General features: G+C 71.4%; 21 protein-coding genes, 1 tRNA gene and 1 riboswitch. Of the genes, 12 read left to right on the plus strand and 10 right to left on the minus strand.

Annotation, left to right across the window (positions count from 1 at the left end; all coding sequences use genetic code 11):
- Positions 1–5: 5 nt before the first annotated feature.
- From J3R08_RS31480 to J3R08_RS31490, 3 genes are all read right to left on the minus strand, one after another.
- The gene (locus J3R08_RS31480) at positions 6–278 is read right to left on the minus strand and encodes a hypothetical protein (protein ID WP_030500496.1); all 273 of its coding nucleotides are present in this window, start codon (positions 276–278) and stop codon (positions 6–8) included.
- Positions 279–281: 3 nt separating this feature from the next.
- Entirely contained in the window at positions 282–1,415 is a 1,134-nt protein-coding gene (locus tag J3R08_RS32920; protein ID WP_231915605.1) for a class E sortase, read from the minus strand.
- A 701-nt stretch (positions 1,416–2,116) separates the two neighbouring features.
- On the minus strand, positions 2,117–2,923 hold the full coding sequence (locus J3R08_RS31490; RefSeq protein WP_043327617.1) for a DUF881 domain-containing protein: 807 nt from the start codon (positions 2,921–2,923) through the stop codon (positions 2,117–2,119).
- 225 nt (positions 2,924–3,148) lie between these two features.
- On the opposite strand from J3R08_RS31490, the gene J3R08_RS31495 reads away from it, so the two are divergent.
- From J3R08_RS31495 to J3R08_RS31515, 5 genes are all read left to right on the plus strand, one after another.
- A complete protein-coding gene (locus tag J3R08_RS31495) occupies positions 3,149–3,412 on the plus strand; it encodes a cell division protein CrgA (protein ID WP_209963882.1) in 264 nt (87 codons plus the stop codon).
- Positions 3,413–3,591: 179 nt separating this feature from the next.
- Complete coding sequence (locus J3R08_RS31500) at positions 3,592–5,790, plus strand: (Fe-S)-binding protein (RefSeq protein WP_209963884.1); 2,199 nt, start codon at positions 3,592–3,594, stop codon at positions 5,788–5,790.
- 138 nt (positions 5,791–5,928) lie between these two features.
- The gene (locus J3R08_RS31505) at positions 5,929–7,236 is read left to right on the plus strand and encodes a hemolysin family protein (RefSeq protein ID WP_043327614.1); all 1,308 of its coding nucleotides are present in this window, start codon (positions 5,929–5,931) and stop codon (positions 7,234–7,236) included.
- Positions 7,229–8,233, plus strand: coding sequence for a hemolysin family protein (locus tag J3R08_RS31510; protein ID WP_064447992.1), 1,005 nt, complete (start codon positions 7,229–7,231; stop codon positions 8,231–8,233). Before J3R08_RS31505 ends, J3R08_RS31510 begins: the two co-directional genes overlap by 8 nt.
- A gap of 170 nt (positions 8,234–8,403) precedes the next feature.
- A complete protein-coding gene (locus tag J3R08_RS31515) occupies positions 8,404–9,417 on the plus strand; it encodes a C40 family peptidase (RefSeq protein ID WP_374102396.1) in 1,014 nt (337 codons plus the stop codon).
- A gap of 65 nt (positions 9,418–9,482) precedes the next feature.
- Here J3R08_RS31515 and J3R08_RS31520 read toward each other — a convergent pair whose 3' ends face one another.
- Positions 9,483–11,516, minus strand: coding sequence for an N-acetylmuramoyl-L-alanine amidase (locus tag J3R08_RS31520; protein ID WP_209963889.1), 2,034 nt, complete (start codon positions 11,514–11,516; stop codon positions 9,483–9,485).
- 238 nt (positions 11,517–11,754) lie between these two features.
- Positions 11,755–11,892, plus strand: a riboswitch (cyclic di-AMP (ydaO/yuaA leader).
- A gap of 13 nt (positions 11,893–11,905) precedes the next feature.
- Here J3R08_RS31520 and J3R08_RS31525 point away from each other — a divergent pair.
- Positions 11,906–12,937 (plus strand): NlpC/P60 family protein, encoded by a 1,032-nt coding sequence (locus J3R08_RS31525; RefSeq protein WP_209963892.1) that lies wholly within the window; start codon positions 11,906–11,908, stop codon positions 12,935–12,937.
- Positions 12,938–13,001: 64 nt separating this feature from the next.
- Here the strand turns inward: J3R08_RS31525 and dcd are convergent, their stop codons facing one another.
- Positions 13,002–13,580 carry a dCTP deaminase gene (dcd, locus tag J3R08_RS31530; RefSeq protein ID WP_043327610.1) on the minus strand — a complete coding sequence of 193 codons (579 nt, stop codon included), beginning with the start codon at positions 13,578–13,580 and terminating at the stop codon, positions 13,002–13,004.
- A gap of 78 nt (positions 13,581–13,658) precedes the next feature.
- Here dcd and J3R08_RS31535 point away from each other — a divergent pair, with 78 nt between their 5' ends.
- Positions 13,659–14,204, plus strand: a complete 546-nt coding sequence (locus J3R08_RS31535; protein ID WP_064447989.1) for a pyridoxamine 5'-phosphate oxidase family protein — start codon at positions 13,659–13,661, stop codon at positions 14,202–14,204.
- A 72-nt stretch (positions 14,205–14,276) separates the two neighbouring features.
- Here J3R08_RS31535 and J3R08_RS31540 read toward each other — a convergent pair whose 3' ends face one another.
- Positions 14,277–15,269 carry a zinc metalloprotease gene (locus tag J3R08_RS31540; protein WP_043327608.1) on the minus strand — a complete coding sequence of 331 codons (993 nt, stop codon included), beginning with the start codon at positions 15,267–15,269 and terminating at the stop codon, positions 14,277–14,279.
- Between the two features lie 268 nt (positions 15,270–15,537).
- Between J3R08_RS31540 and J3R08_RS31545 the strand changes: the two genes are divergently transcribed.
- Positions 15,538–15,611 (plus strand) — tRNA-Gly (locus J3R08_RS31545).
- Between the two features lie 48 nt (positions 15,612–15,659).
- On the opposite strand, the gene J3R08_RS31550 is transcribed toward J3R08_RS31545, so the two are convergent.
- A complete protein-coding gene (locus J3R08_RS31550; protein WP_209963895.1) occupies positions 15,660–16,436 on the minus strand; it encodes a hypothetical protein in 777 nt (258 codons plus the stop codon).
- Between the two features lie 114 nt (positions 16,437–16,550).
- On the opposite strand from J3R08_RS31550, the gene J3R08_RS31555 reads away from it, so the two are divergent.
- Positions 16,551–17,096 (plus strand): hypothetical protein, encoded by a 546-nt coding sequence (locus tag J3R08_RS31555; protein ID WP_209963898.1) that lies wholly within the window; start codon positions 16,551–16,553, stop codon positions 17,094–17,096.
- Here the strand turns inward: J3R08_RS31555 and J3R08_RS31560 are convergent.
- Positions 17,074–17,376, minus strand: a complete 303-nt coding sequence (locus J3R08_RS31560) for a hypothetical protein (RefSeq protein ID WP_209963900.1) — start codon at positions 17,374–17,376, stop codon at positions 17,074–17,076. The two genes, J3R08_RS31555 and J3R08_RS31560, sit on opposite strands and share 23 nt — an antisense overlap.
- Before the next feature lie 77 nt (positions 17,377–17,453).
- Here J3R08_RS31560 and J3R08_RS31565 point away from each other — a divergent pair, with 77 nt between their 5' ends.
- Positions 17,454–18,065 carry a dihydrofolate reductase family protein gene (locus J3R08_RS31565; RefSeq protein WP_209963903.1) on the plus strand — a complete coding sequence of 204 codons (612 nt, stop codon included), beginning with the start codon at positions 17,454–17,456 and terminating at the stop codon, positions 18,063–18,065.
- Here the strand turns inward: J3R08_RS31565 and J3R08_RS31570 are convergent.
- Together J3R08_RS31570 and J3R08_RS31575 are read right to left on the minus strand one after the other, a co-directional pair.
- The gene (locus J3R08_RS31570; RefSeq protein ID WP_209963906.1) at positions 18,044–18,550 is read right to left on the minus strand and encodes a GNAT family N-acetyltransferase; all 507 of its coding nucleotides are present in this window, start codon (positions 18,548–18,550) and stop codon (positions 18,044–18,046) included. The genes J3R08_RS31565 and J3R08_RS31570 overlap by 22 nt on opposite strands.
- A 9-nt stretch (positions 18,551–18,559) precedes the next feature.
- Positions 18,560–18,955, minus strand: a complete 396-nt coding sequence (locus J3R08_RS31575) for a VOC family protein (RefSeq protein ID WP_064447975.1) — start codon at positions 18,953–18,955, stop codon at positions 18,560–18,562.
- Positions 18,956–19,042: 87 nt separating this feature from the next.
- Here J3R08_RS31575 and J3R08_RS31580 point away from each other — a divergent pair, with 87 nt between their 5' ends.
- Positions 19,043–19,936 (plus strand): LysR family transcriptional regulator, encoded by an 894-nt coding sequence (locus J3R08_RS31580; RefSeq protein ID WP_209963909.1) that lies wholly within the window; start codon positions 19,043–19,045, stop codon positions 19,934–19,936.
- Positions 19,937–19,968: 32 nt separating this feature from the next.
- Entirely contained in the window at positions 19,969–20,535 is a 567-nt protein-coding gene (locus tag J3R08_RS31585) for an NUDIX hydrolase (RefSeq protein WP_104113407.1), read from the plus strand.
- The last annotated feature ends 42 nt before the right edge of the window (positions 20,536–20,577 follow it).

The raw sequence follows: 20,577 nt of genomic DNA on the forward strand, positions 1-20,577 counted from the left end.
CGGGGTCACCTGTTCGGGGTGGGGGGCGGGGCGTTGTTCGTCTCGGTGCTGTACGGCAGCTCCTCGTCGCCGGGCAGCCCGGTCGGCTCGGTGAGCCCGCCGTCACCCGGTACGCCGGAGTCCTGGGTGACCTGCACGTCGTCGAAGGGCAGCAGCGGCTCGGCCCACGGGAACACCACGAACCAGAGCAGCGCGACGGTGGCGGTGGCCAGCAGCAGCGAGCCGATCAGCTTTCCGGGCAGCCCGAAGGGAAGTTTCCGCCAGATCCAGGAGTACACGGCTCACGTCTCCAGTTCGGCCGGGCGGCCCGCCGACTTGGCCTGGACGGTGTCCAGCCGGGCGTGGATGATCAGCCGCTGGTAGTTGTCGAACTTCGGGTTGCAGGTGGTCAGCGTGAGCAGCTTCTCGGTGGGCTTCTGGCCCGGCTTGCCCGGCACCGGTGCGACCACCTCCACCTGGGACGGCTTGACGATGCGCTGCTCGTACACGCGGTAGACGAGCCAGTCGGTGCGGGTCTCGACCACTATGGCGTCGCCGGTCTTCAGCTCGTCCAGCCGCCAGAACGTGGAGCGGATCCGGTGGCCCGCCACGGCGAAGTTGCCCACCTCGCCGGGCATGGCGCTGTCCGGGTAGCGGCCCGGGGCGTACCGGATGTCGTTGGGGGTGACCCCCTCGACCACCACCCAGTGCTTGTCGAACTTGGGGATGTAGAGGCCGGCGACCGGTTTTCCGTTGGCCGGCGGCTTCGGCTTCACGGTCGGCCCGGTGGTCGGGGCGACCGTCGGGTCCGCGCCCCACTCCTGGGCGAGCTGGCTGTTCAGGTCGCTCTGGTGGGCGTCGACGATGACCGCCTTGCCCCAGATCTCGTAGCCGGCGAAGAGGAGCACCACCAGGCCGAACGTGATGAGCAGTTCGCCGGCGCCGCGTACGACGGTGCGCAGCCGGGAGCCGGCGCTGGGGCGGGTCAGCTCGGAGTAGACGCTCCGGTAGCCCTCGCCGGTCTGCTCGGGCCGCAACTGCACCACCCGCTCGCCGCGCCGGGGGCGGGGCGGCTCGGCCGGTGGCTCGTCGCCGCTGTCCGCCGCGTCCGGCGCCGGAGGCACCGCGCCCATCAGCCCGGTGGCGTCCATCCGGGGGTCCGCGGGCGGCCGGGTGACGGCGGGCAGCACCGCCGTCGCTCCCGGGTCGGCCGGCGGGGTCCGGTCCGCGTCGGCCGGGCCGCCGAACCGGGGTACGCCGGGCGCACCGGCCGCCTGCCGTCCCTCGCCCCCCGGCGTACGTCCTCCGTTCTCCCACGGCTGCGGGCCGGTGTGCGGCGGCTGGGCCCCGCGCACACCGCGTTCCGGCGGGAGCGCGCCGCCGGCCGGGCGGGCGGGATTCTGGTGCGCCGCCGGTCCGTACGCGCCCGGCCGCATCTGCCGCTCACCCGTCCCGGGCGGGGCGTCGCCGGGTCGCGTCCGGCGCTCACCCGCCGGGGGTGGGACGTCGCCCGGACGCGTCGTGCGTTCGCCTGTCCGGGGCGGCACGTCGGCTGGCGTGGCGGGACGCATCCCGGGCCCGCGCTGGGGCGCGGCCGTGTGCTGCGGTGGACCGCCCGGCTGGCCGGTGCCGGGTCCGGCCGGCCCGGCGAAACGCGCCGGGCCGGACCCGCCCGCGCCCGGACGGCCGGGCGATCGGTGCGCCGACTCGGGGATCCCGTCACCGGAAGGCTGGAACCCGGACTCGGGAACTCTGCCACCGGAGGGCTGGAACCCGGATTCGGGAATCCCGCCGGCGGAGGGGCGGAACCGCCTGTCGGCCTCGACGTGGTGCGGGCCGGCCGGCGGATGGGCCTGGTTGCCCGGCCAGGGCGGCGGAGCGGACCGTGGCGGGCCGGGCGGTGGCGGGGCGGTCGACGGCGGGGCGGTCCGTGGCGGGGCGCTCCGTGGTGGGGCGGGCGTCGGTGGGAACGGGCCCCGTCGCGCCGGAGAGGTGTGCGACGGTCCGGCGTCGGGCCAGGGCAGGTCGAGCGGGGGCGGCGACGCCGGGGCGGGGGCCGGGCGCTCGACCTTGGGGAGGAACGCGGTGGGCTCCTCCTGGCGGTCGTGGCCGCGGCGGTCCCGGGGGTCGCCGCCGCTCACCGGGGCACCGTCGCCGACTGCAACGCGGTGGAGTCCTCGAACGCCGGCACGGTGACTGTGGAGACGCGCTCGACGTAGCCGAGTTGGTAGTGCTCAGCCACTTCCTTGAACACCCGCACTCCCTCAGAGGCGGCGAGCGCCCGCTGAAGTTCCGCGGGGTCGCCGATTGCCACGATCTTGAAAGGAGGGGAGTACACCCGGCCGTGCAGCAGCAGGGTGTTACCGACGCAGCGTACCGCGCTGGTGCTGAGCACGCGGACGTTCATGATTGACATGGCCTCCGCGCCGCCGGCCCAGAGCGCGTTGACCACCGCCTGGACGTCGCCCTGGTGCACGACCAGGTCGTCGTTGCTGGCGCCCTTGGGCAGCGGCTGGTCGGGCCGGCGGTCGGCGTCGTTCAGCTCGACCGTCACGCCGCTGCCGGTGAGCGCGGTGAACCCGGCGGCCTGCCGGCTCGCGGCGGCCCGGTCCCGCTCGGTCTTGATCGGCCCGTCGGCGCCGGCCAGCGCGGCGGTCTGCTCCTCCACCTCGGTGCGGAGCCGGGCGGCCTTCGCCTCGCTCGCCGCCACCTGCTCCCGGCGGTCCTCGATCAGCTGGGTGAGCTGGGGACGACGGTCCTCGCGCAGCGGCGTGCCGCCCGCGGTGGTGGCGGTGGTGGTGAACAGCAGCCCGGCCGCGGCGGCGATCAGGGGTACGCCGATCGACCAGCCCGGACGGCGCTGGCGGGCGCGCCGGGGCAGCAGGGCGGCTGCCGCGCGGCGGAGGACCTTCTGCCAGGAGGCGGCGCCGGACGTGTACTCCACCGGGCGTTCCCTTTCCCGTCGTTCCGGCTCGCGCCGATGCGAACCGACCTGATCGACCCGGAAAGTCCGCTCTTTCCGGTTACTGAGTGCACCGGCCTGGCCCCATTCGTGGCCTGGACGGTCCGTCGGGACTACGCTAGCTGTCGAACATTATTGGCCATGGACCGTCGCCCTCGCGCCCGGTTGTCAGGCCGGACGAGGTCGTACCCCCCTCTGGAGAGCGTCGTGCCCAAGTCTCAGGTCCGCAAGAAGAAGGTGTACACCCCGCCCACGGACGTTCGTCCGACGGCGACGGCGTCGACGCGCAAGCCTAGCCCGGTCTGGCTGCCGGTCACGGCGGTCGCGCTGATCGTGATCGGCATCGGCTGGCTGGTGCTCTACTACCTGTCCGAGCAGGCGTACCCGGTCGCCACCTGGGGTTACTGGAACCTCGCTGTCGGCTTCGGCGCGATGGTCTCCTCGCTGATCCTGCTCTCCCGCTGGCGCTGAGCCGGCCGCCCGTCGACCCGGCGTAGGTCACGCCACGCCGCCCCTGCCAGGCGCTTCGTCGCCGCTACACCTAAGGTGTGCGCAGGGCGGCGTGGCCTGGTGCGAGAAGACTCACGTTACTGCTGGGTAACCTTGCGCGTAGGCTGCACGGACAAGCAGCAGACCGGGAGGCCAACTCGATGGGCAGCGTCCAGATCGTCACCACGATCCTCGCGGCCGCCATCACCGCTGTCGCGGTGTGGCTTGCGGTGCGCGCGGTCATGAAGATGACCGCCGTCATCCGGCTCGGTCAGCCCGCGCCGGAGCGCTTCGGCGACAAGGGCGCGCGTACCAAGAAGATGCTGGTGGAGACCGCAGGTCACACCCGCATGCTGAAGTGGAGCGTGGTCGGCGCCGCCCACTGGTTCGTGATGGTCGGCTTCATCGTGCTGTCGCTGCTGGTGCTGGAGGCCTACTTCGAGGTCGTCTCGACCGGCGGCGGGTTGCCGATCATCGGGCACTGGACGATCTTCGGCCTGGTCACCGAGTGGATCGGCATCCTCGGCCTGGTCGGCATCCTGGTACTGATGGCGATCCGCCTGCGCAACCGGCCGGGCCGCGCGGACAACCGCTCCCGGTTCACCGGTTCGAGCATGTGGCAGGGCTACTTCGTCGAGTGGGTCGTCCTGCTGGTCCTGATCTTCGGGTTCGTGATCCGGGGCTTCAAGGTCGCCACCGACCACTTCGAGTACCCGGTCTGGGCCGCCCCGCTCAGCCACGCGATCGGCTCGGTCCTCCCGAACTGGGAGGCCGGCGTCAGCGTCGCCGCGCTCATCAAGATCTGCATCTCGATGACCTGGCTCATCGTGATCTCGCTGAACGTCACCATGGGCGTGGCCTGGCACCGCTTCCTGGCCTTCCCGAACATCTTCTTCAAGCGCGACCCGGAGAAGCCGGCCGGCTCCGGGCTCGGCCCGCTGCGCCCGATGACCAGCGAGGGCAAGCCGCTGGACTTCGAGGAGGCCGACCCGGAGAAGGACCAGTTCGGCGTCGCCCAGGTCGAGCAGTTCAGCTGGAAGGGCCTGCTCGACTTCAGCACCTGCACCGAGTGTGGCCGCTGCCAGTCGCAGTGCCCGGCCTGGAACACCGGCAAGCCGCTGTCGCCGAAGCTGCTGGTGCTGAGCCTGCGCGACCACGCGTACGCCAAGGCGCCCTACCTCCTCGCCGGCGGCGGCAAGGACCTCACCGGCGAGGAGAAGGCGACGCGGGAGCAGCTGGCCGGCGTCGACGTGCTCGCGATGGCCGAGGCCGACCGGCCGCTGATCGGCACCGCCGAAGAGGGCGGCGTCATCGACCCGGACGTGCTCTGGTCCTGCACCACCTGTGGCGCGTGCGTCGAGCAGTGCCCGGTGGACATCGAGCACGTGGACCACATCGTCGACATGCGCCGCTACCAGGTGCTCATCGAGTCGAGCTTCCCGTCCGAGGCCGGCGTCATGCTGCGCAACCTGGAGAACAAGGGCAACCCGTGGGGCGCCCCGCAGAACACCCGCGAGGACTGGACCAAGGGCCTCGGGTTCGAGGTGCCGCGGGTCGGCGAGGTCGACGACTTCGAGTACCTGTTCTGGGTCGGCTGCGCCGGCGCGTTCGAGGACCGGGCCAAGAAGACCACCCGTGCGGTCGCCACGCTGCTCAACGAGGCGGGCGTCTCCTTCGCCATCCTCGGCGAGGGCGAGACCTGCTCCGGTGACCCGGCCCGCCGCATCGGCAACGAGTTCGTCTTCCAGATGCTCGCCCAGCAGAACGTCGAGACGCTGAACGAGGCGTTCGAGGGCCGGGAGAAGACCAAGCGCAAGATCGTCGCCACCTGCCCGCACTGCTTCAACACGCTCGGCAACGAGTACGGCCAGCTCGGCGGCGAGTTCGAGGTCGTGCACCACACCCAGTTGCTGGCCCACCTGGTCAGCGCCGGCAAGCTCACCCCGGTGCAGCCGGTGGACGGCGGCGTCACCTACCACGACCCGTGCTACCTGGGCCGCCACAACCGGATCTTCGCCGCGCCGCGTGAGGTGCTCGGCGATTCGATCCAGGGCGAGCTGACCGAGATGCCGCGTAACAGCGAGCGCTCCTTCTGCTGCGGCGCCGGCGGCGCCCGGATGTGGATGGAGGAGAAGATCGGCAAGCGGATCAACGTGGACCGGGTCGAGGAGGCCATGTCCACCGGGGCGAAGACCATCGCGGTCGGCTGCCCGTTCTGCTCGACGATGCTGAACGACGGCGTGAACGGCAAGGGCGCGGGCGAACAGGTCGAGGTGGTCGACGTGGCCAGCGTGCTGCTGCGCTCGGTCAAGCCGGAGGCCCCGGCCGGCGAGCCGGAGGTCGCGCCGAGCGCGAGCTGAGGCGTACCCCGGCAGAAGCCGGACCACGACGGCGGCGGCACCCGTGCGGTGCCGCCGCCGTCGCGCGCCACGGGGGCCCACCGTCGGCGCTCGCGTGCCACAATCACGCCCATCGACGGCCTTCTTCTTCTGACGCTGTTGCCCCTGGTCGGTTTCGTGCTGCTGACCGCCGGCAACGCCTTCTTCGTCGCGGCCGAGTTCGCCCTCGTCACCGTGGACCGGGCGGAGATCGACAGGCGGGCCGGCGAGGGCGACGGCCGGGCCGCCACGGTACGCCGCGCGCTGCGCGAACTGTCCTTCCAGCTCTCCGGCGCGCAACTCGGCATCACCCTCACCGCGCTGCTCACCGGCTACCTCGCCGAACCCGCGCTGGCCCGGATCTTCGCCCCGCTGCTGCATCCGCTCGGCGGCGCGGAACGCTTCTCCGGCCTGCTCGCGCTGGCCCTCGCCACGCTCATCTCGATGCTCTTCGGCGAGCTGGTGCCGAAGAACCTGGCGCTGGCCCGCCCGATGCCGGCGGCGCTCGCCACCGCCGCGCCGATGCGCGCGTTCTCCCGCATGTTCGGCTGGCTGATCCGGCTGCTGAACGAGTCAGCCAACCGGCTGGTGCGCCGCCTCGGCGTGGAGCCGCAGGAGGAGCTGGCCAGCGCCCGCTCCCCGGAGGAGCTGGGCCTGCTCGCGGCCATCTCGGCGCGGGCCGGCGCGCTGCCGCCGGACACCGCGATGCTGCTGCGGCGCACGATCCGCTTCGGCGACAAGCGGGCCGCCGAGGCGATGACGCCCAGGGTGGACGTGACAGCGCTGCGCGCCACCGCGTCCGTCGCCGACCTGCTGGACCTCTCCCGGCAGACCGGCCGGACCCGGTTCCCGGTCTACGAGGAGACGCTCGACCTGGTCACCGGCGTCGCCGGGGTGCCCGACGCGCTGGGGGTGCCGCTGGCCCGCCGGGCCGTCACCTCGGTGGCCGCGGTGGCCCGGGAACCGGTGTACGTGCCGGAGAGCCTCAACCTGAACGGGGTGCTGGCCGCGCTGAAGGCCGCCGGGGCGGACCTGGCGATCGTGGTGGACGAGTACGGCGGCACCGACGGCGTGGTGACGGTGGAGGACCTGGTCGAGGAACTGGTCGGGGAGATCGCCGACGAGTTCGACCCGGACGCGGTCGACGACGCCGGGCCGGTGGAGCTCACCGTGCCGGGCGGCGAGCGGACCGTCCTGGCCGACGGCGTGCTGCGCGCCGACGAACTGGTCGAGCAGACCGGGTTCCGGCTGCCCGACGGGCCGTACGAGACGCTGGGCGGCTTCCTGATGGCGCGGCTGGGCCACATCCCGGTGCCGGGCGAGACGGTCGACGAGGCCGGGTACGAGTTCACGGTGGTGGAGGTCGACCGGCACCGGATCGAGCAGGTGCGGGTGGTGCGCCCCGAGGAGCCCGACGACGGTGCCTGAGCTACTCGTGGCGGTGGTGTTGCTGCTCGGCAACGCGTTCTTCGTGGGCAGCGAGTTCGCGCTGATCGCCTCCCGCCGTACGGTGATCGAACCGCTTGCGGCGACGTCGAAGCGGGCCCGGTGGGCGCTGGCCGCGATGAACCAGATCCCGCTGATGATCGCCGGAGCGCAGCTCGGCATCACCGTCTGTTCGCTCGGCCTCGGCGCGATCGCCGAGCCGGCGCTGGCCCACCTGCTGGAGGGGCCGTTCGCCGCGCTGGGGATGCCCGCCTCGGCGGTGCACCCGGTGACCTTCGTCATCGCGCTGGCGGTGGTGGTGTTCCTGCACACGGTGGTCGGCGAGATGGTGCCGAAGAACATCACGCTGGCCGGTCCGGAGCCCTCGGCGCTCTGGCTCGGCCCGGCCATGCTGGCGTTCTGCCTGGTCACCAAGCCGTTGCTGCTGGCGATGAAGTGGGCGTCCCGGCAGGTGCTGCGGTGGTGGCGGGTGGAGGCGACAGACGCGGTGAAAACCGTGTTCACCGCCGAGGAACTGGCCGGGCTGGTCTCGCAGGCGCGCACCGAGGGGTTGCTGGACGCCGAGGAGCACGCCCGGATCACCGGCGCGCTGGCCCTGCACAGCCGTACGGCGGCGGACGCGCTGCAACAGTGGTCCACTGTCACCACAGTCGCCGAGGACGTCTCACCGGCGTCGCTGGAGGTGCTGGCGACCCGCACCGGCCGGTCCCGCTTCCCGGTGGTGCAGCGGTCCACCCGCCGGGTGCTCGGTTTCGTGCACGTGAAGGACGTGCTCGGGTACGCCGGCGCGAGTCGCCGGGCCCCCGTGCCGGCCGCTGTCTACCGGCCGCTGGCGGTGGTGCCGCCGGACCGTACGCTCGCCGACCTGCTGCTCGCGATGCGCCGCGAACGCCGCCACATGGTGCTGGTCAGCGACGGACGGCGGCCGATGGGCGTGGTGACGCTCGACGACGTATTGACAGCCATCGTCGGAAGATGAAATGAATACCCTTGGTGTGCAATCGATTGCGGATACGTGATTGAACAAACGGTCGCCTTGATTCCACCGGACGCCTTCCCTAATGTGGGGCACCGACCGCTGTGGGTCGTCTGCCTCGATCTTCCCTCTCGCGAGGCGCCCGGCGGTCGGTTGCAAAGGAGTCCGTGCCGGTGGCAACCACGCCCCCTCAACGTCACGCCCCGAGCGCTCCATCCGGCCGACGTGCCGGGTTCTTCCACCGGATGGCACGCCGTCTGGTCACCCTGGTCGCGGCCGCCGCGGTCGGCGCCGGGATGCTGACGGCTCCGGCGCACGCGGCGCCGTCGGTGGACGAGATCGACGCGCAGATCGACAAGCAGTGGGAGCAGCTCGAACCCACCATCGAGCAGTTCAACAAGGTCCGCTCGCAGCTTCGCGCCAACCAGAAGAAGTCCAAGGCGCTGAAGGACAAGATGGTGCCGCTGGAGCTGGCCTCCACGCTCGCCATGAACAAGGTCGGCGACATCGCGGCCCGCTACTACATCCAGGGCCCGTCGCAGGAGCTGGGCGCGCTGCTGGTGAGCACCAAGCCGGGCACGCTGGCCGAGCAGTTGGTCATGCTGGACCGGATCGCCGACGACCAGCGCCGTCAGATCGCCGGTGTGCTCAAGGTGCGGGACGAGTACAACAGGCAGAAGGAGAAGCTCGACGAGCTGATCGAGCTGGAGACCAAGCAGCAGAACGACCTCGCGGCGAAGAAGAAGCAGATCGACTCGGAGATCAAGCGACTCACCGCGATGCTGCCGGTGACCTCGATCCGCCCGGCGGGCTGCCCGAAGATCGACGGCGTGGTGAGCAGCGCCGCGCGTACCGCGATCGCGACGGCGTGCGCCCAGGTCGGCGACCCGTACGTGTGGGGCGCCACCGGCCCGAACGCGTTCGACTGCTCCGGCCTCACGCAGTACGCGTACAAGGCGGCGGGCATCTCGCTCACCCACTTCACCGGCGCGCAGTGGAACGAGGGCCGCAAGGTGTCCCGTTCCGAGGCGCGCCCGGGTGACCTGGTGTTCTTCGGCTCCGATCTGCATCACGTCGGGCTCTATCTCGGCAACGGGGTGATGGTGCACGCGCCCCGGACAGGCAAACCGGTCCAGGTGTCGAGCATCAACACCCAGCCGCTCGCCGGCTTCGTCCGAGTCACCTGACCTCGGTCACACCGAAAGGCCCCCGGTCCGCACGGACCGGGGGCCTTCGCGTTCTCGGGGAGAGGTCAGCGCGGCGCGCCGACCGGGGACGGCAGGATCAGCACGTCGTCCAGGTTCACGAACATGATCCGGTGGCCGAACTGGACCTGCACGTACTGGTTCTTCCCGCGTACCACGGTCCGGTCACCCGGTGCGGAACCGTCGAACGAGACCGCCCGGTAGTACTCGCCGGGCAGCACCCCGCCGACCGCGTACCGCTGGCCGGCGGCGAACGTGTACTGCAGCGGAGAGATGGCCTGGTACGGGATGGTGTCCGGGTAGGCGGCCTGCTCCGGGTAGGCGCGGCCGTACACCGGGATGGTGGCCTTGCCGGGCCGCGGGGTCACCACGAAGCCGGTGGCCCACTTGGCGGTGGGCGCGGAGGCCGGGTTGTGGAACCACGCCTTCTGGCCGAGGTACCAGATCGCGGTCCAGTCGCCCTGCCGGCCGGCGAGCGCGTACGTCTGGCCGGTCGAGGCGCGGGCGCCGTGGTCGGAGATGTACATGGTGTCCGGCGTGCCGTCCGGGCGCAGCCCGAGGTCGTTGACGAGCGGGGCGTCCGGGCTCGGCGCGGTCCGCAGGATCACCGCCGAGGAGCCGCGCGAGGGGCACGGCTGCGCCGGCGGGGTGGGCGTCGGGACGCCGGGCGGCTGCTGGTTGCAGCCGGTGAACGCGGGCCGGTTGGTGGCGAAGTCCGGGTCGATGGTGACCAGGCCGGTCTTCGCCGTGCCGGTGCCGCGGAACGGCGCCTTCATCAGGTCGAAGTAGTGCGACCAGTCCCAGTAGGGCCCCGGGTCCCAGTGCATGCCGCCCACGTTGGCGGCGGTGATGCCGGGCACGTTGTCGTGGCCGATGATGTGCTGCCGGTCCATCGGGATGCCGAACTTCAGCGCCAGGTGGCGGACCAGCTTGGCGGAGGTGCGGTACATCGCCTCGGTGTACCAGGTGCCCTGGCCGGCGAAGCCCTCGTGCTCCAGGCCGATGGACTTGGCGTTGACGTACCAGTTGCCGGCGTGCCAGCCGACGTCCTTGGTCTTGATGTGCTGGGCGATGTAGCCGTCCACCGAGCGCAGCGTGTAGTGCCAGCCCAGGTAGTCGGCCCGCTTCACCAGGTCGACGCTCGGGCCGAAGTAGCCCTCGGTGTCGTGGATGACGATGTACTCGATCTTCTGCTGCTTCGGCCGGTCAGCCAGGTCGTGGTTGCCGTAGTCGCCCGGGTCGTCGCTGAGCTGCTCGTAGGGCGCGGGAATCCACTCGCAGGCCAGCCGGACCGGGCACTCCAGTCCGTCCGGCCGCTGCGCGGTGCGCAGGCCGAGGCGGGCCAGCCGGGAGCGGTCCGGCTTCGCGGCGGTGGCGGCGAGCGTGACCCGCTGGCCGTCGTCGGTGGTCCGGGTGGCGCCCTGGCCGAGCTGGTCGTACACCTCGTCGGCGAAGGCCGCCGCCGCGTCGGCGGTGTCCGCGCCGGAGTAGCGGGCCACCGCGGCGTACCAGGCCGCCGGGTCGGTGCCGGCGCCGACCGGCCCGCCCAGAGCCTTCTGGTACGACGACAGCAGCGCCGCGCCGCCGCGGATGTTCGCGGCCGGGTCGGTGCGCAGCGTCCCCGCGTCCAGCCCGGTGAGCGCGGCGGCCGCGTCGAGCGTCTGGAGCGAGGCGCTCGGCAGCGGCGTCTCCCGCGTCGGCGCGGCGGCGGTGGCCGGGTCGAGCTTCAGCGGCCGGGAGTCGTCGCCGCGCGGGTCCTCGTCCTCGTCGACGTGGGCGCTGCCCGGCGTGGCGAGGATGTGCGCGGCGTCGGTCAGGTGCATCGGGCCGTAGCCGCCGCTGGTGCTGGGCTGACCCGGGTGGGTGTCCCAGCGGGACTCCAGATAGGAGACACCGAGCAGCACGTTCTGGGGCACGCCGTACTCGGCCGCGGCGGCGGCGTATTGTTGTTGCCGGTCGCTCGCGGGCGCGGACGTGTCCGGCGCGGCGGTAACCGGGCCGGTGGTCGCCAGCGCGGTGGCCGTGGCCACGGCGGCGGCGAGCAGTATCCGTCTGCCCGACGGCGGGGCGGAGAGATGCATCGAACCTCCTGGACAGGGATGGGGGTCACTGCGTTTCCACCCTCACTCCGCACACCCGCGACGGTCAATACCTTTCCAGTAAGTAATCAGTCGTGAAAGAAAATTTCACCTCCGTGCGCGGTGTGGCGCTGGATCGCGTACGGAGTGTCACGGCGCTGGAAGTTGCGGATCGATAACGGTGGTCCCTACTCTGGTGAATCGTCGGCCGCACGTCTCACCGTCCAACCCGGTCGGTGACGGTCCGACACCGCCGAGTCGCCTCCGGGCGAGCCGGGGAACCAGGTACCTGGGGTGAATCCGCAGCACTGCTGCGGTAGGGCGGCTCCCTTCCCGCCCGAATCCGTCAGCTAACCCGGTAGGCGGTACGGAAGAAGGAGTACGGACGCCCGGTGGCACTCCATGCCCCGCGGCCGTCGTCGAACCGGTCGGTCGACCGGTTCAGCGCCGCGCCGCGTTCCCGCTGGTCCCGCTTCACCACCGCCCTCGCCGCACTGGTCGGCACCGCCGTCGTACTGACCGGCGGCGCCACTGCGGCACACGCCGAACCCTCGGTCGCCGAGATCGAGGCCCAGATCGACCGCGACTGGAACAAGCTCGAACCGGTCATCGAGCAGGTCAACGACGTACGCGAGCAGCTCGCCGCGCGGCGCAGGCAGGCCGACGCGCTCGGCCGCCAGATCGCACCCCTCCAGGCGCGGGTGGACGCCGCGCTCGGTCAGGTGGGCGGCCTCGCCGCCGACGCCTACAAGGCCGACAGCCTCTCCACGGTCAACGCGCTGCTCGGCAGCCGCTCACCCGGTGACCTGGTCGACGGCCTGGAGCTGCTCGACCGCTTCGCGCACCGCCAGCACGAGCAGGTGCGCTCGGTCGCCGCGCTGCGCGACGAGCTGGCGGCGAAGAAGAAGCCGCTGGACGAGATGATCGCCGGCCTGGCGCGCACCGAGGCCCAGCTCGCGGCGAAGAAGAAGCAGATCGACGCCGAGATCGCCAAGCTGGAGAAGCTGCGGCTCAAGGTGTACGGCAAGGGCGGCGGCGGCCCGCTGCGCCCGGCGCCCTGCCCGGCCGGCTATCCCGGCGGCCCGGCCGGAGCGGCGGTGAAGTTCGCCTGCGCCCAGATCGGCAAGATCTACGTCTGGGGTGCCGCCGGCCCGGACCACTTCGACTGCTCGGGCCTCACCATGGCGGCCTGGGCCAAGGGCGGCGTCTCGCTGCCGCACAGCGCACGCCAGCAGCACGGCGTGACGAAGCGCATCAGCCGGGCCGAGCTGCGCGCCGGCGACCTCGTCTTCTACTACAGCGACCTGCACCACGTGGCGATGTACGTGGGCGACGGCTGGGTGGTGCACGCCTCCCAGTCCGGCAAGCCCATCACGATGAAGCGGGTCGACGACGGCGACATCAACAGCTACGGCCGCGTGTAAGGAAGGGCCCCCTCTTAACGCCTCCGGTAGAGGAGGGGGCCCTTCTTAACAACTGCGGGCGGCGTCAGCGCGTCGGCCAGGTGCGCCAGCTCTGCCAGGACCGGCTCGGCGTCGGGCCGCGCTGCCCCTGGTAACGCGAGCCGTAGACGGCCGAGCCGTACGGGTGCTCGGCCGGCGAGGAGAGCCGGAAGATGCAGAGCTGGCCGATCTTCATGCCGGGCCAGAGCGTGATCGGCAGGTTCGCCACGTTCGACAGCTCCAGCGTGACGTGACCGGAGAAGCCGGGGTCGATGAAGCCGGCTGTCGAGTGGGTCAGCAGCCCCAGCCGCCCCAGGCTCGACTTGCCCTCGAGCCGGCCCGCGAGCTGGTCGCCCAGCGAGATCACCTCAAGCGTGGAGGCGAGCACGAACTCGCCCGGGTGCAGCACGAACGGCTGGCCCTCGGGCACCTCCACCATCGAGGTGAGGTCGTCCTGCTGGACCGACGGGTCGATGTGTGTGTAGAGGTGGTTGTTGAAGACCCGGAACAGCCGGTCCAGGCGTACGTCGATGCTCGACGGCTGCACCAGCGTGGGCTCGAAGGGCTCCAGCGCGAGCGTGCCGGCCTTGATCTCGGAGATCAGGTCGCGGTCGGAGAGCAGCATCGGAACACCATAGCGACCGGTATGGGTGACCTGCGTGTCGCACTACTTCTTCGTACACGTGTTCGATAGGATGTCCGCATGGCTTCCTGGTCCGAATTCGCCGCCGACGAGCCCCGCCTCGCCGGCGAGATCCGCCTCCTGATGCAGCAGTACGGGCCGGGCTTCGGCTACCTCGCCACGGTCCGCGCCGACGGCGGCCCCCGCGTGCACCCGGTCTCCCCGGTGTTCACCGACGACGGCCTATGGTGCTTCGTCATCGACTCGCCGAAGCGCCGTGACCTCGAACGCGACGGCCGCTACGCGCTGCACTCGTTCCCGCCCGAGGAGAGCGACGACGAGGCGTACGTCGCGGGGCGCGCGCGGCCGGTGACCGACCCGGCCACCGTGACGCGGCTGGCCCGGATCGCCCGCGCGTCGCCACATGGTGACTGGCGGCTGTTCGAGTTCACGGTCGAGGCGGCGATGCTGACCCGGCGCGACCCTGTCGCCCAGCCCGGCGCCGCTCCGCCGCAGGTGCGGGTGTGGCTCGACCCGCTCGGGGCCGAACCGGCCCGGCGTGAGCCGGTGGGCGCGGAGGGCCGGCGCGGCCGGCACGGCTTCGACACCCGCCGCCCGGCCGCCTGACCCCGACCCCGAAACGACCGGTGCCGGCCCCGTCCGAGGACAGGGCCGGCACCGGTACGCGGTACGAGGCGGTCAGGCTGCGCGGTAGGCGTTCCACGCGGTGAGCATGCGGCTCGCCTGGCCGGCGGTGAACTGGTACATGCAGGAGTCGTACGTGTAGTCCATGAAGTTGGTGATCGGGTCCTTGCCGGCGGTCGAGCAGGTGTCGCGGCCGGTCGGGCACTGGTACGCCGGGGACGCCTCGGCCGGGGTGTCGGAGACGCTGTCGCCCGAGCCGGAGCAGCCGCCCTGGAAGGTGTGGTAGAGGTTCAGCCAGTGGCCGACCTCGTGGGTGCCGGTGTCACCCTGGTTGTAGTTGGTGGCGGTGCCGCCGGGCAGCGACTCGTTGAGCACGACCACGCCGTCCATCTTGTCCAGCGTCCGCTTCGGGAACGTCGCCCAGCCCAGCAGGCTGTCGCTCAGCTCACCGAGGTAGATGTTCAGCGTGTTCTTGCCGCCCTCACGCAGCGAGGTCTTCATCGAGCGCTCGGCGGAGGAGCCCTGCACGATCGGGTACCACGACGGGTTGGTCACCCGGTTGATCTTCGTGAGCTGGAACCCGAAGGCGGTGGCGGCGCCGCCGGTCGAGCCCGCGTACGACTGGTTCAGCACGGTGATCTGCTGGTTGATCATCGAGTCGGTGATGTTGCCGCCGGCCCGGGTGCTGTTCTCCTGGATGACGTGCACGACGACCGGGATCGTCACGGTGGCCAGCGGGGTGACCGCGCCGGTCCGGAAGTTGGCCCGCTCGCGCTGCGCGGCGGCGAGGTCGGCCTCCCGGTCCTGGACCTGCTTGGCGGTCAGGTGGTTGGGGTCGAGCTTGGCGTTGCCGCCCTTCGCGACGCGAGCGTTCGCGTGCTCGTCGGCGTGGGCGTCAGCAGGCTCGGCGCAGACGCCGGCCGGGGCGGCCGAGAAGGCCGAAGCAGCGGGGACGACGCCGACGGCGGCGGTGCTGAGCAGCAGCGCGAGGGTCGACGTCGCGACACCGGCGGTACGCCGGGTCAGCAGGTTGGGACGGAGTCCCATGGGCCCACCTCTTTCTGACGGCGTGCCAGGGGGTGTGTCACGCCGGTGCGGAAACGTGGGGCAGACGTTACATCCCATCGATGCATTTGAGAATGCCCATACGTTTCCGACGTGCAACTTCGCGGCCCGCGACCTCGGTGCGTGCTTGATCCACTCCAGTTCGGGGAGATGGTGGGGTCAACCGGCCGCCGATGCCGCCACCTCGCCGAGGTGGCGCGCGCACCTGACTGCACGGGGGTGGGGGGCTTCAGGTAGAGTGGTGCCGCCTGCGGGTGTAGTTCAATGGCAGAACATCAGCTTCCCAAGCTGACAGTGCGGGTTCGATTCCCGTCACCCGCTCCACGCGAGAGGCCCTGGTCAGGACGCAAGTCCCAGCCAGGGCCTTCGACGTCACTCAGGCCACGGGCGCCCGGCGCGCCAGCGCGAGAGCGGTTTGTCGTACCGCTCGGAATCGGGCAGGCTGAACCGGCTGATGTCCTCGATCAGCTCCGCCGACGCGTCGTGCTCGCGCAGGACGGCCGGCGCGTGCCGTATCACCCACAGTTGCAGCGCGGGGGCCCACGCGTCGATGTCGTGCGAACTCTGCCACGGGAGCGCGTCGCCCTGCAGGTCGTACATCCACTCATCCATGGCCTCGACCAGATGTCGCCGGGCCGGCTCGTCGACCAGCGCCTCCGCCCAGTCGGCCAACCACGGCGTGAGCCTGGTGGTGGCCTCGGCGAGGAACGGCAGGGCCGCATGTGCGGGCACCTTCGCGTCGGGCTCGACCAGAACGTGCACCCACCAGACGTTCAGAAACCTCCGCAGGGCGGCCTGCTGCCCCTTCGGCCACTCGTGCCAGGGAGAGACGGCGAAGAAGCGGGCCAGACTGTCCAGCCCTTCCATCGCCACTATTCGGCCGTCCACGAGGCGCTCAGTCACCTGGGGCAGGATCCGGCGCAGCAGCAGACCCGGATAGTGCCAGTCCGCGGCCCAGTACGTGCGTCGGAGCAGCTCTTCGTCGAGCGGCACGTCCGGCGTCTTCAGCAGTTCCAGTTCCTCCGCACTGCCCCAGTGGCACTCGCAGTTGGACTCCTGCTCGTGGGCCGTCATGCCCTGGAACGCGACGGCCACACCCGCCAGCGCCTCGTCCAGGAGGCCGCTTGTCTCAGTCCGATCGGGGATCATGGCGAATCCGCCTTCGAGGACTCCGGAGACGTACGCCTGCCGAAGAGATTGATCTTACGGTGGAGACGGACGGGGCGTGCACTCGATTAACGATCATCTGCCGGAGGTCGCCGAATGAGACCGAGCGCTTCGCCGACGACGGACCGGCTCGCCGTCCTGCTCGACTGGGACGGATCGGCGGGAATCGAGGTCGACTGGCCGGCCCTCACCGAGGCCGCCGGCCACCCCTTTCCCGAGGACTACCGACGCTTCGTCGAGCGCTTCCCACACGGCGTCATCGGCTTCCTGGAAGTGCTTCATCCTTCCGCCTGGGGCGTACCGGACTTCCTCCTGTACGCGCGCAACTGGCAAGACGTGATGAACGAGAAGGCGGAGTGTGCGGGTGGCTTCCCCTACCACTTCGGCACCTCCCCGGGAGACCTCCGGGTCTGGGGAGCCGTGAACTTCGACTATCTGCTCTGCTGGCACCTGAACGACGGCCCTCCCGAGCAGTGGCCGACGGTGGTCTGCGATACCGCCCTGATCGACCCGCCCGAGCCCTACGCCGGCACTGCCACCTCATTGCTTGTCGAGATCGCGGAGCTGAGGAACCCGGTGCCGGTCATCGGGTACGTCACGGAGATCGACGGGGTGCCCTTCAGGCTCGTCCGGAACGAGTAGAGCGGGTCCACTGGCCCGGGCGGATCCAGGTCTGCCCATCGCCGGGCCGGACCCGCACGGAGTCGCCCAGGTCCAAGGCGGCGAGCACCCCGAAGACGGCGTCCAGGACGGCTCGTCGGTCCGCCGTCACAAGGACGTCGACGTCGAAGTGCGAGCCGTGCTCGCTTGTTCCGGCACCGGTCACCTTGCCGCGCCCGACGAGAGCCTCGTTGAGGGCATCTTCGAGGTCGTCGCGATCGATGTCGATCTGCCCGTCGATGACAAGTTCCACGAAATCCATCACGTACACCTCGGCGATGAGTTGCGGGTCGTTGACGGGTCTGTCGGGGGACGAGCGAAAACCGGAGGAGCAGACCCATGGGTACGTTGATCGTGACCGAGTTCCTGACCCTCGACGGCGTGGCGCAGGCGCCCGGCGAGCCTGACGAGGACCGCGACGGCGGCTTCAGCCACGGCGGATGGCAGATGCCGCTGCTGGACGACGAGTCCGGCACGGTGATGTTCCAGCAGGCCAGCAGCATGGACGCGCTGCTGCTGGGCCGCAAGACGTACGACATCTTCGCCGGCTACTGGCCGAAGGCGCCGGAGGAGATCCCCTTCACCGGCCTGCTCAACGGCGCGCCCAAGTACGTGGCCAGCCGCACCCTCACCGAACCGCTGGCCTGGGCGAACTCGACGCTGGTCAGCGGTGACCTGGCCGAGCGGGTGACCGAGATGAAGGCCCGCCACGACGAGGTGCACGTGATCGGCAGCCTCGACCTGGCGCAGTCGCTGCTGCGCGCCGGCCTCGTGGACCGGCTCAACCTGTGGGTGCACCCGGTGCTCCTCGGCACCGGCAAGCGGCTGTTCGGCGACGGCACGGTGCCGACCGCGCTGCGGCTCACCGAGTCGGTCACCCACGCCCACGGCACGCTCCAGCTGACGTACGAGCCGGCCGGCGCGCCCGCCTACGGCGACGCCGCAGCGTAGGGCGCGTCGAGGTCGAGCGTGTGCCGCAGGCCGGGCTCCCCGTCCAGTTCCACCGGACCGTCCGGTACGAAGCCGGCACGCTTGAGCACCGCCAGTGAGGCCGGGTTCGCCAGCGTCGCCGAGGCGACGAGCCGGCGCAGCCCGTACTCGCCGCGGGCCAGTTCGCAGACGCGCCGTACGCCTTCGCCGGCGAGCCCGCCCCCGGCGGCGCGCTCGGCCACGCGGTAGCCCAGCTCGGCGCTGCCGCCTGCGACGTCGACCAGGTTGAAGCGCCCGAGTACGGCGCCGTAGTCGCCGACCAGCACGTGGAAGTGGCAGGTGCCGCGGTCCTGCTCGGCCAGCAGGGCCGCGTGCCGGGCGGCGTAGCCGGTGAAGAAGTCGTCGCCCCGGTCGGGGACGTACCGGGCGAAGTAGGCGCGGTTCTCCCGCTCGAACCGCAGCACGGCGGGCGCGTGGCGGGCGGCGAGTCGTTCCAGCTCCGGCATCGGGCCAGGTTAGGCGTCGGCCGGGTAGGAACGCAGTTCGATTGTGTTGCCGTCCGGGTCGCTGACGTAGATCGAGGTGGCGGTGCCCCGCGCCCCGAAGCGCGGGACCGGGCCGGTCAGCACCGTGAACACCCCGGAGTCGACCACCCGCTGCCAGTCGACCGGCTCCACGACGAGGCAGAAGTGGTCCACGTTGGACCCGGTCGGGTCGCCCGCGATCAGGTCGATGATGGTGCCGGCGTCGATGCGTACGGAGGGGAACGGCACCTCGCCGGCCCGCCACCTGTCGACCCGCACCGGGGCCAGCCCGAGCGTGCCGCAGTAGAAGTCGAGGGAACGCTCGACGTCGCTCACCGAGAGCACGAGATGGTCGAACCCGGTCACCGTCACGAGATCGTTCCGCATGCCGTCAACTCTGGCCCGGCGCGGCGGCGGGACCAACCCCCGATCGCACTACGATCGTTGACTCACGGGCAACGACGGAGGCGCCTTGTGCTGGAGCGGTACGAGATCGAGACGTTCCTGACCCTGGCCGGGGAGCTGCACTTCGGGCGGACCGCCGAGCGGCTGCGGGTGAGCACCGGACGGGTCAGCCACGTGGTGCGCAAGCTGGAACGCCGCATCGGCGCGCCGCTGTTCGAGCGCACCAGCCGGGTCGTCCGGCTCACCCCGATCGGTGCCCGCCTGGCCGAGGAGATGCGCCCGCTGGTGGCCGGCATCGAGGCGGCGGTGCAGCGGGCCGTGGACGCCGGGCGCGGGCTCACCGGCGAGCTGCGGGTGGCGTACGTCGGCGAGTCGACAGCGCCGGTGCTGCTGCGGGCGGTCGCGCTGTTCACCGAGCGTCATCCGGACTGCGAGGTGCACGTGCACGAGGCGCCGCTGGCCAGCACCCGGTCGAGCCTGCTGGACGGCACGATCGACGTCCTGATCGCCTCGTACCCCTTCGACGGCATGGCGAACGGCCCGGTGCTGCTGCGCGAGCGCCGGGTGCTCGCGGTGGCCGCGGGCCATCCGCTGGCGGCCGAGGAGTCGGTGTCGCTGGAGGTGCTCGGCGACCATCCGGTGGTGCAGTACCCGGCGGTGACGTCGACCGCGTTCAAGCAGGACCGCACGCCGGACCGCACCCCGTCCGGCCGTCCGGTGCCGAAGGGCCCGGTGGGTGGCAGCTTCTCCGAGATGCTGGCGCTCGTCGCGCTCGGGCGCGGGGTGCTGCCGGTGGGTGAGCAGGCCCGGCAGTTCTACGCCCGTCCGGACGTGGCCTACGTGCCGATCCACGACGCGCCGCCGATCTGTCGCGGTCCGGTGTGGCCGGCCGGGAACACCACATCCCGGGTACGCGAGTTCGTCCGCGCAGCGGCCGACGCCAACCCGCTGCCGCCGGACTGATCCCGTCGTACCCAGGTGGCAGCATCGGCGGGATGCGGGACGAGATCCGGGCACTGGTCGAGGAACTGCCACCTGGGGACGAGCTGGAGGCGCGGCACCGGGAGGCGGCCTTGACCTGGCTGGCCGGCACGGAGGACATCTTCCGCCGGGCCAAGCCGCGTACGCCGTCGCCACACCTGGTCGCGTACTTCCTGCTCCGCGACCCGGCCGACGGCGCGGTGCTGCTCGTCGACCACCGCCTCGCCGCGATGTGGTTGCCCAGCGGCGGGCACGTCGAGCCGGGAGAGCACCCGGCCGACACGGTGCGCCGCGAGCTGCGGGAGGAACTGGGCGTGTCGGCGGTCTTCGCGCCGCCGTTCGGTGAGCGCCCGGCGTTCCTCACCGTCACCGAGACGGTCGGCCCGCCCGAGCACCGGCACACCGACGTGAGCCTCTGGTACGTGCTGTCCGCGGGCCGTGACCAGCGGTTCACGCCCGACTCGGTGGAGTTCGCGGGCATCCGCTGGTGGACGCCGGCCGAGGTGAACGAGGCGCCGACCGGCACGATCGAGCCGCATCTGGGCCGGATGCTCGCCAAACTGGCGGCAACGACGCCTTGACCCGTCCCCTGCGGCAAGGCCCAGCGTGATCGGTGCCGGTCG

The organism is Micromonospora sp. HB375 (assembly GCF_017872985.1).
In the GTDB taxonomy this organism is placed as follows: domain Bacteria; phylum Actinomycetota; class Actinomycetes; order Mycobacteriales; family Micromonosporaceae; genus Micromonospora; species Micromonospora chalcea.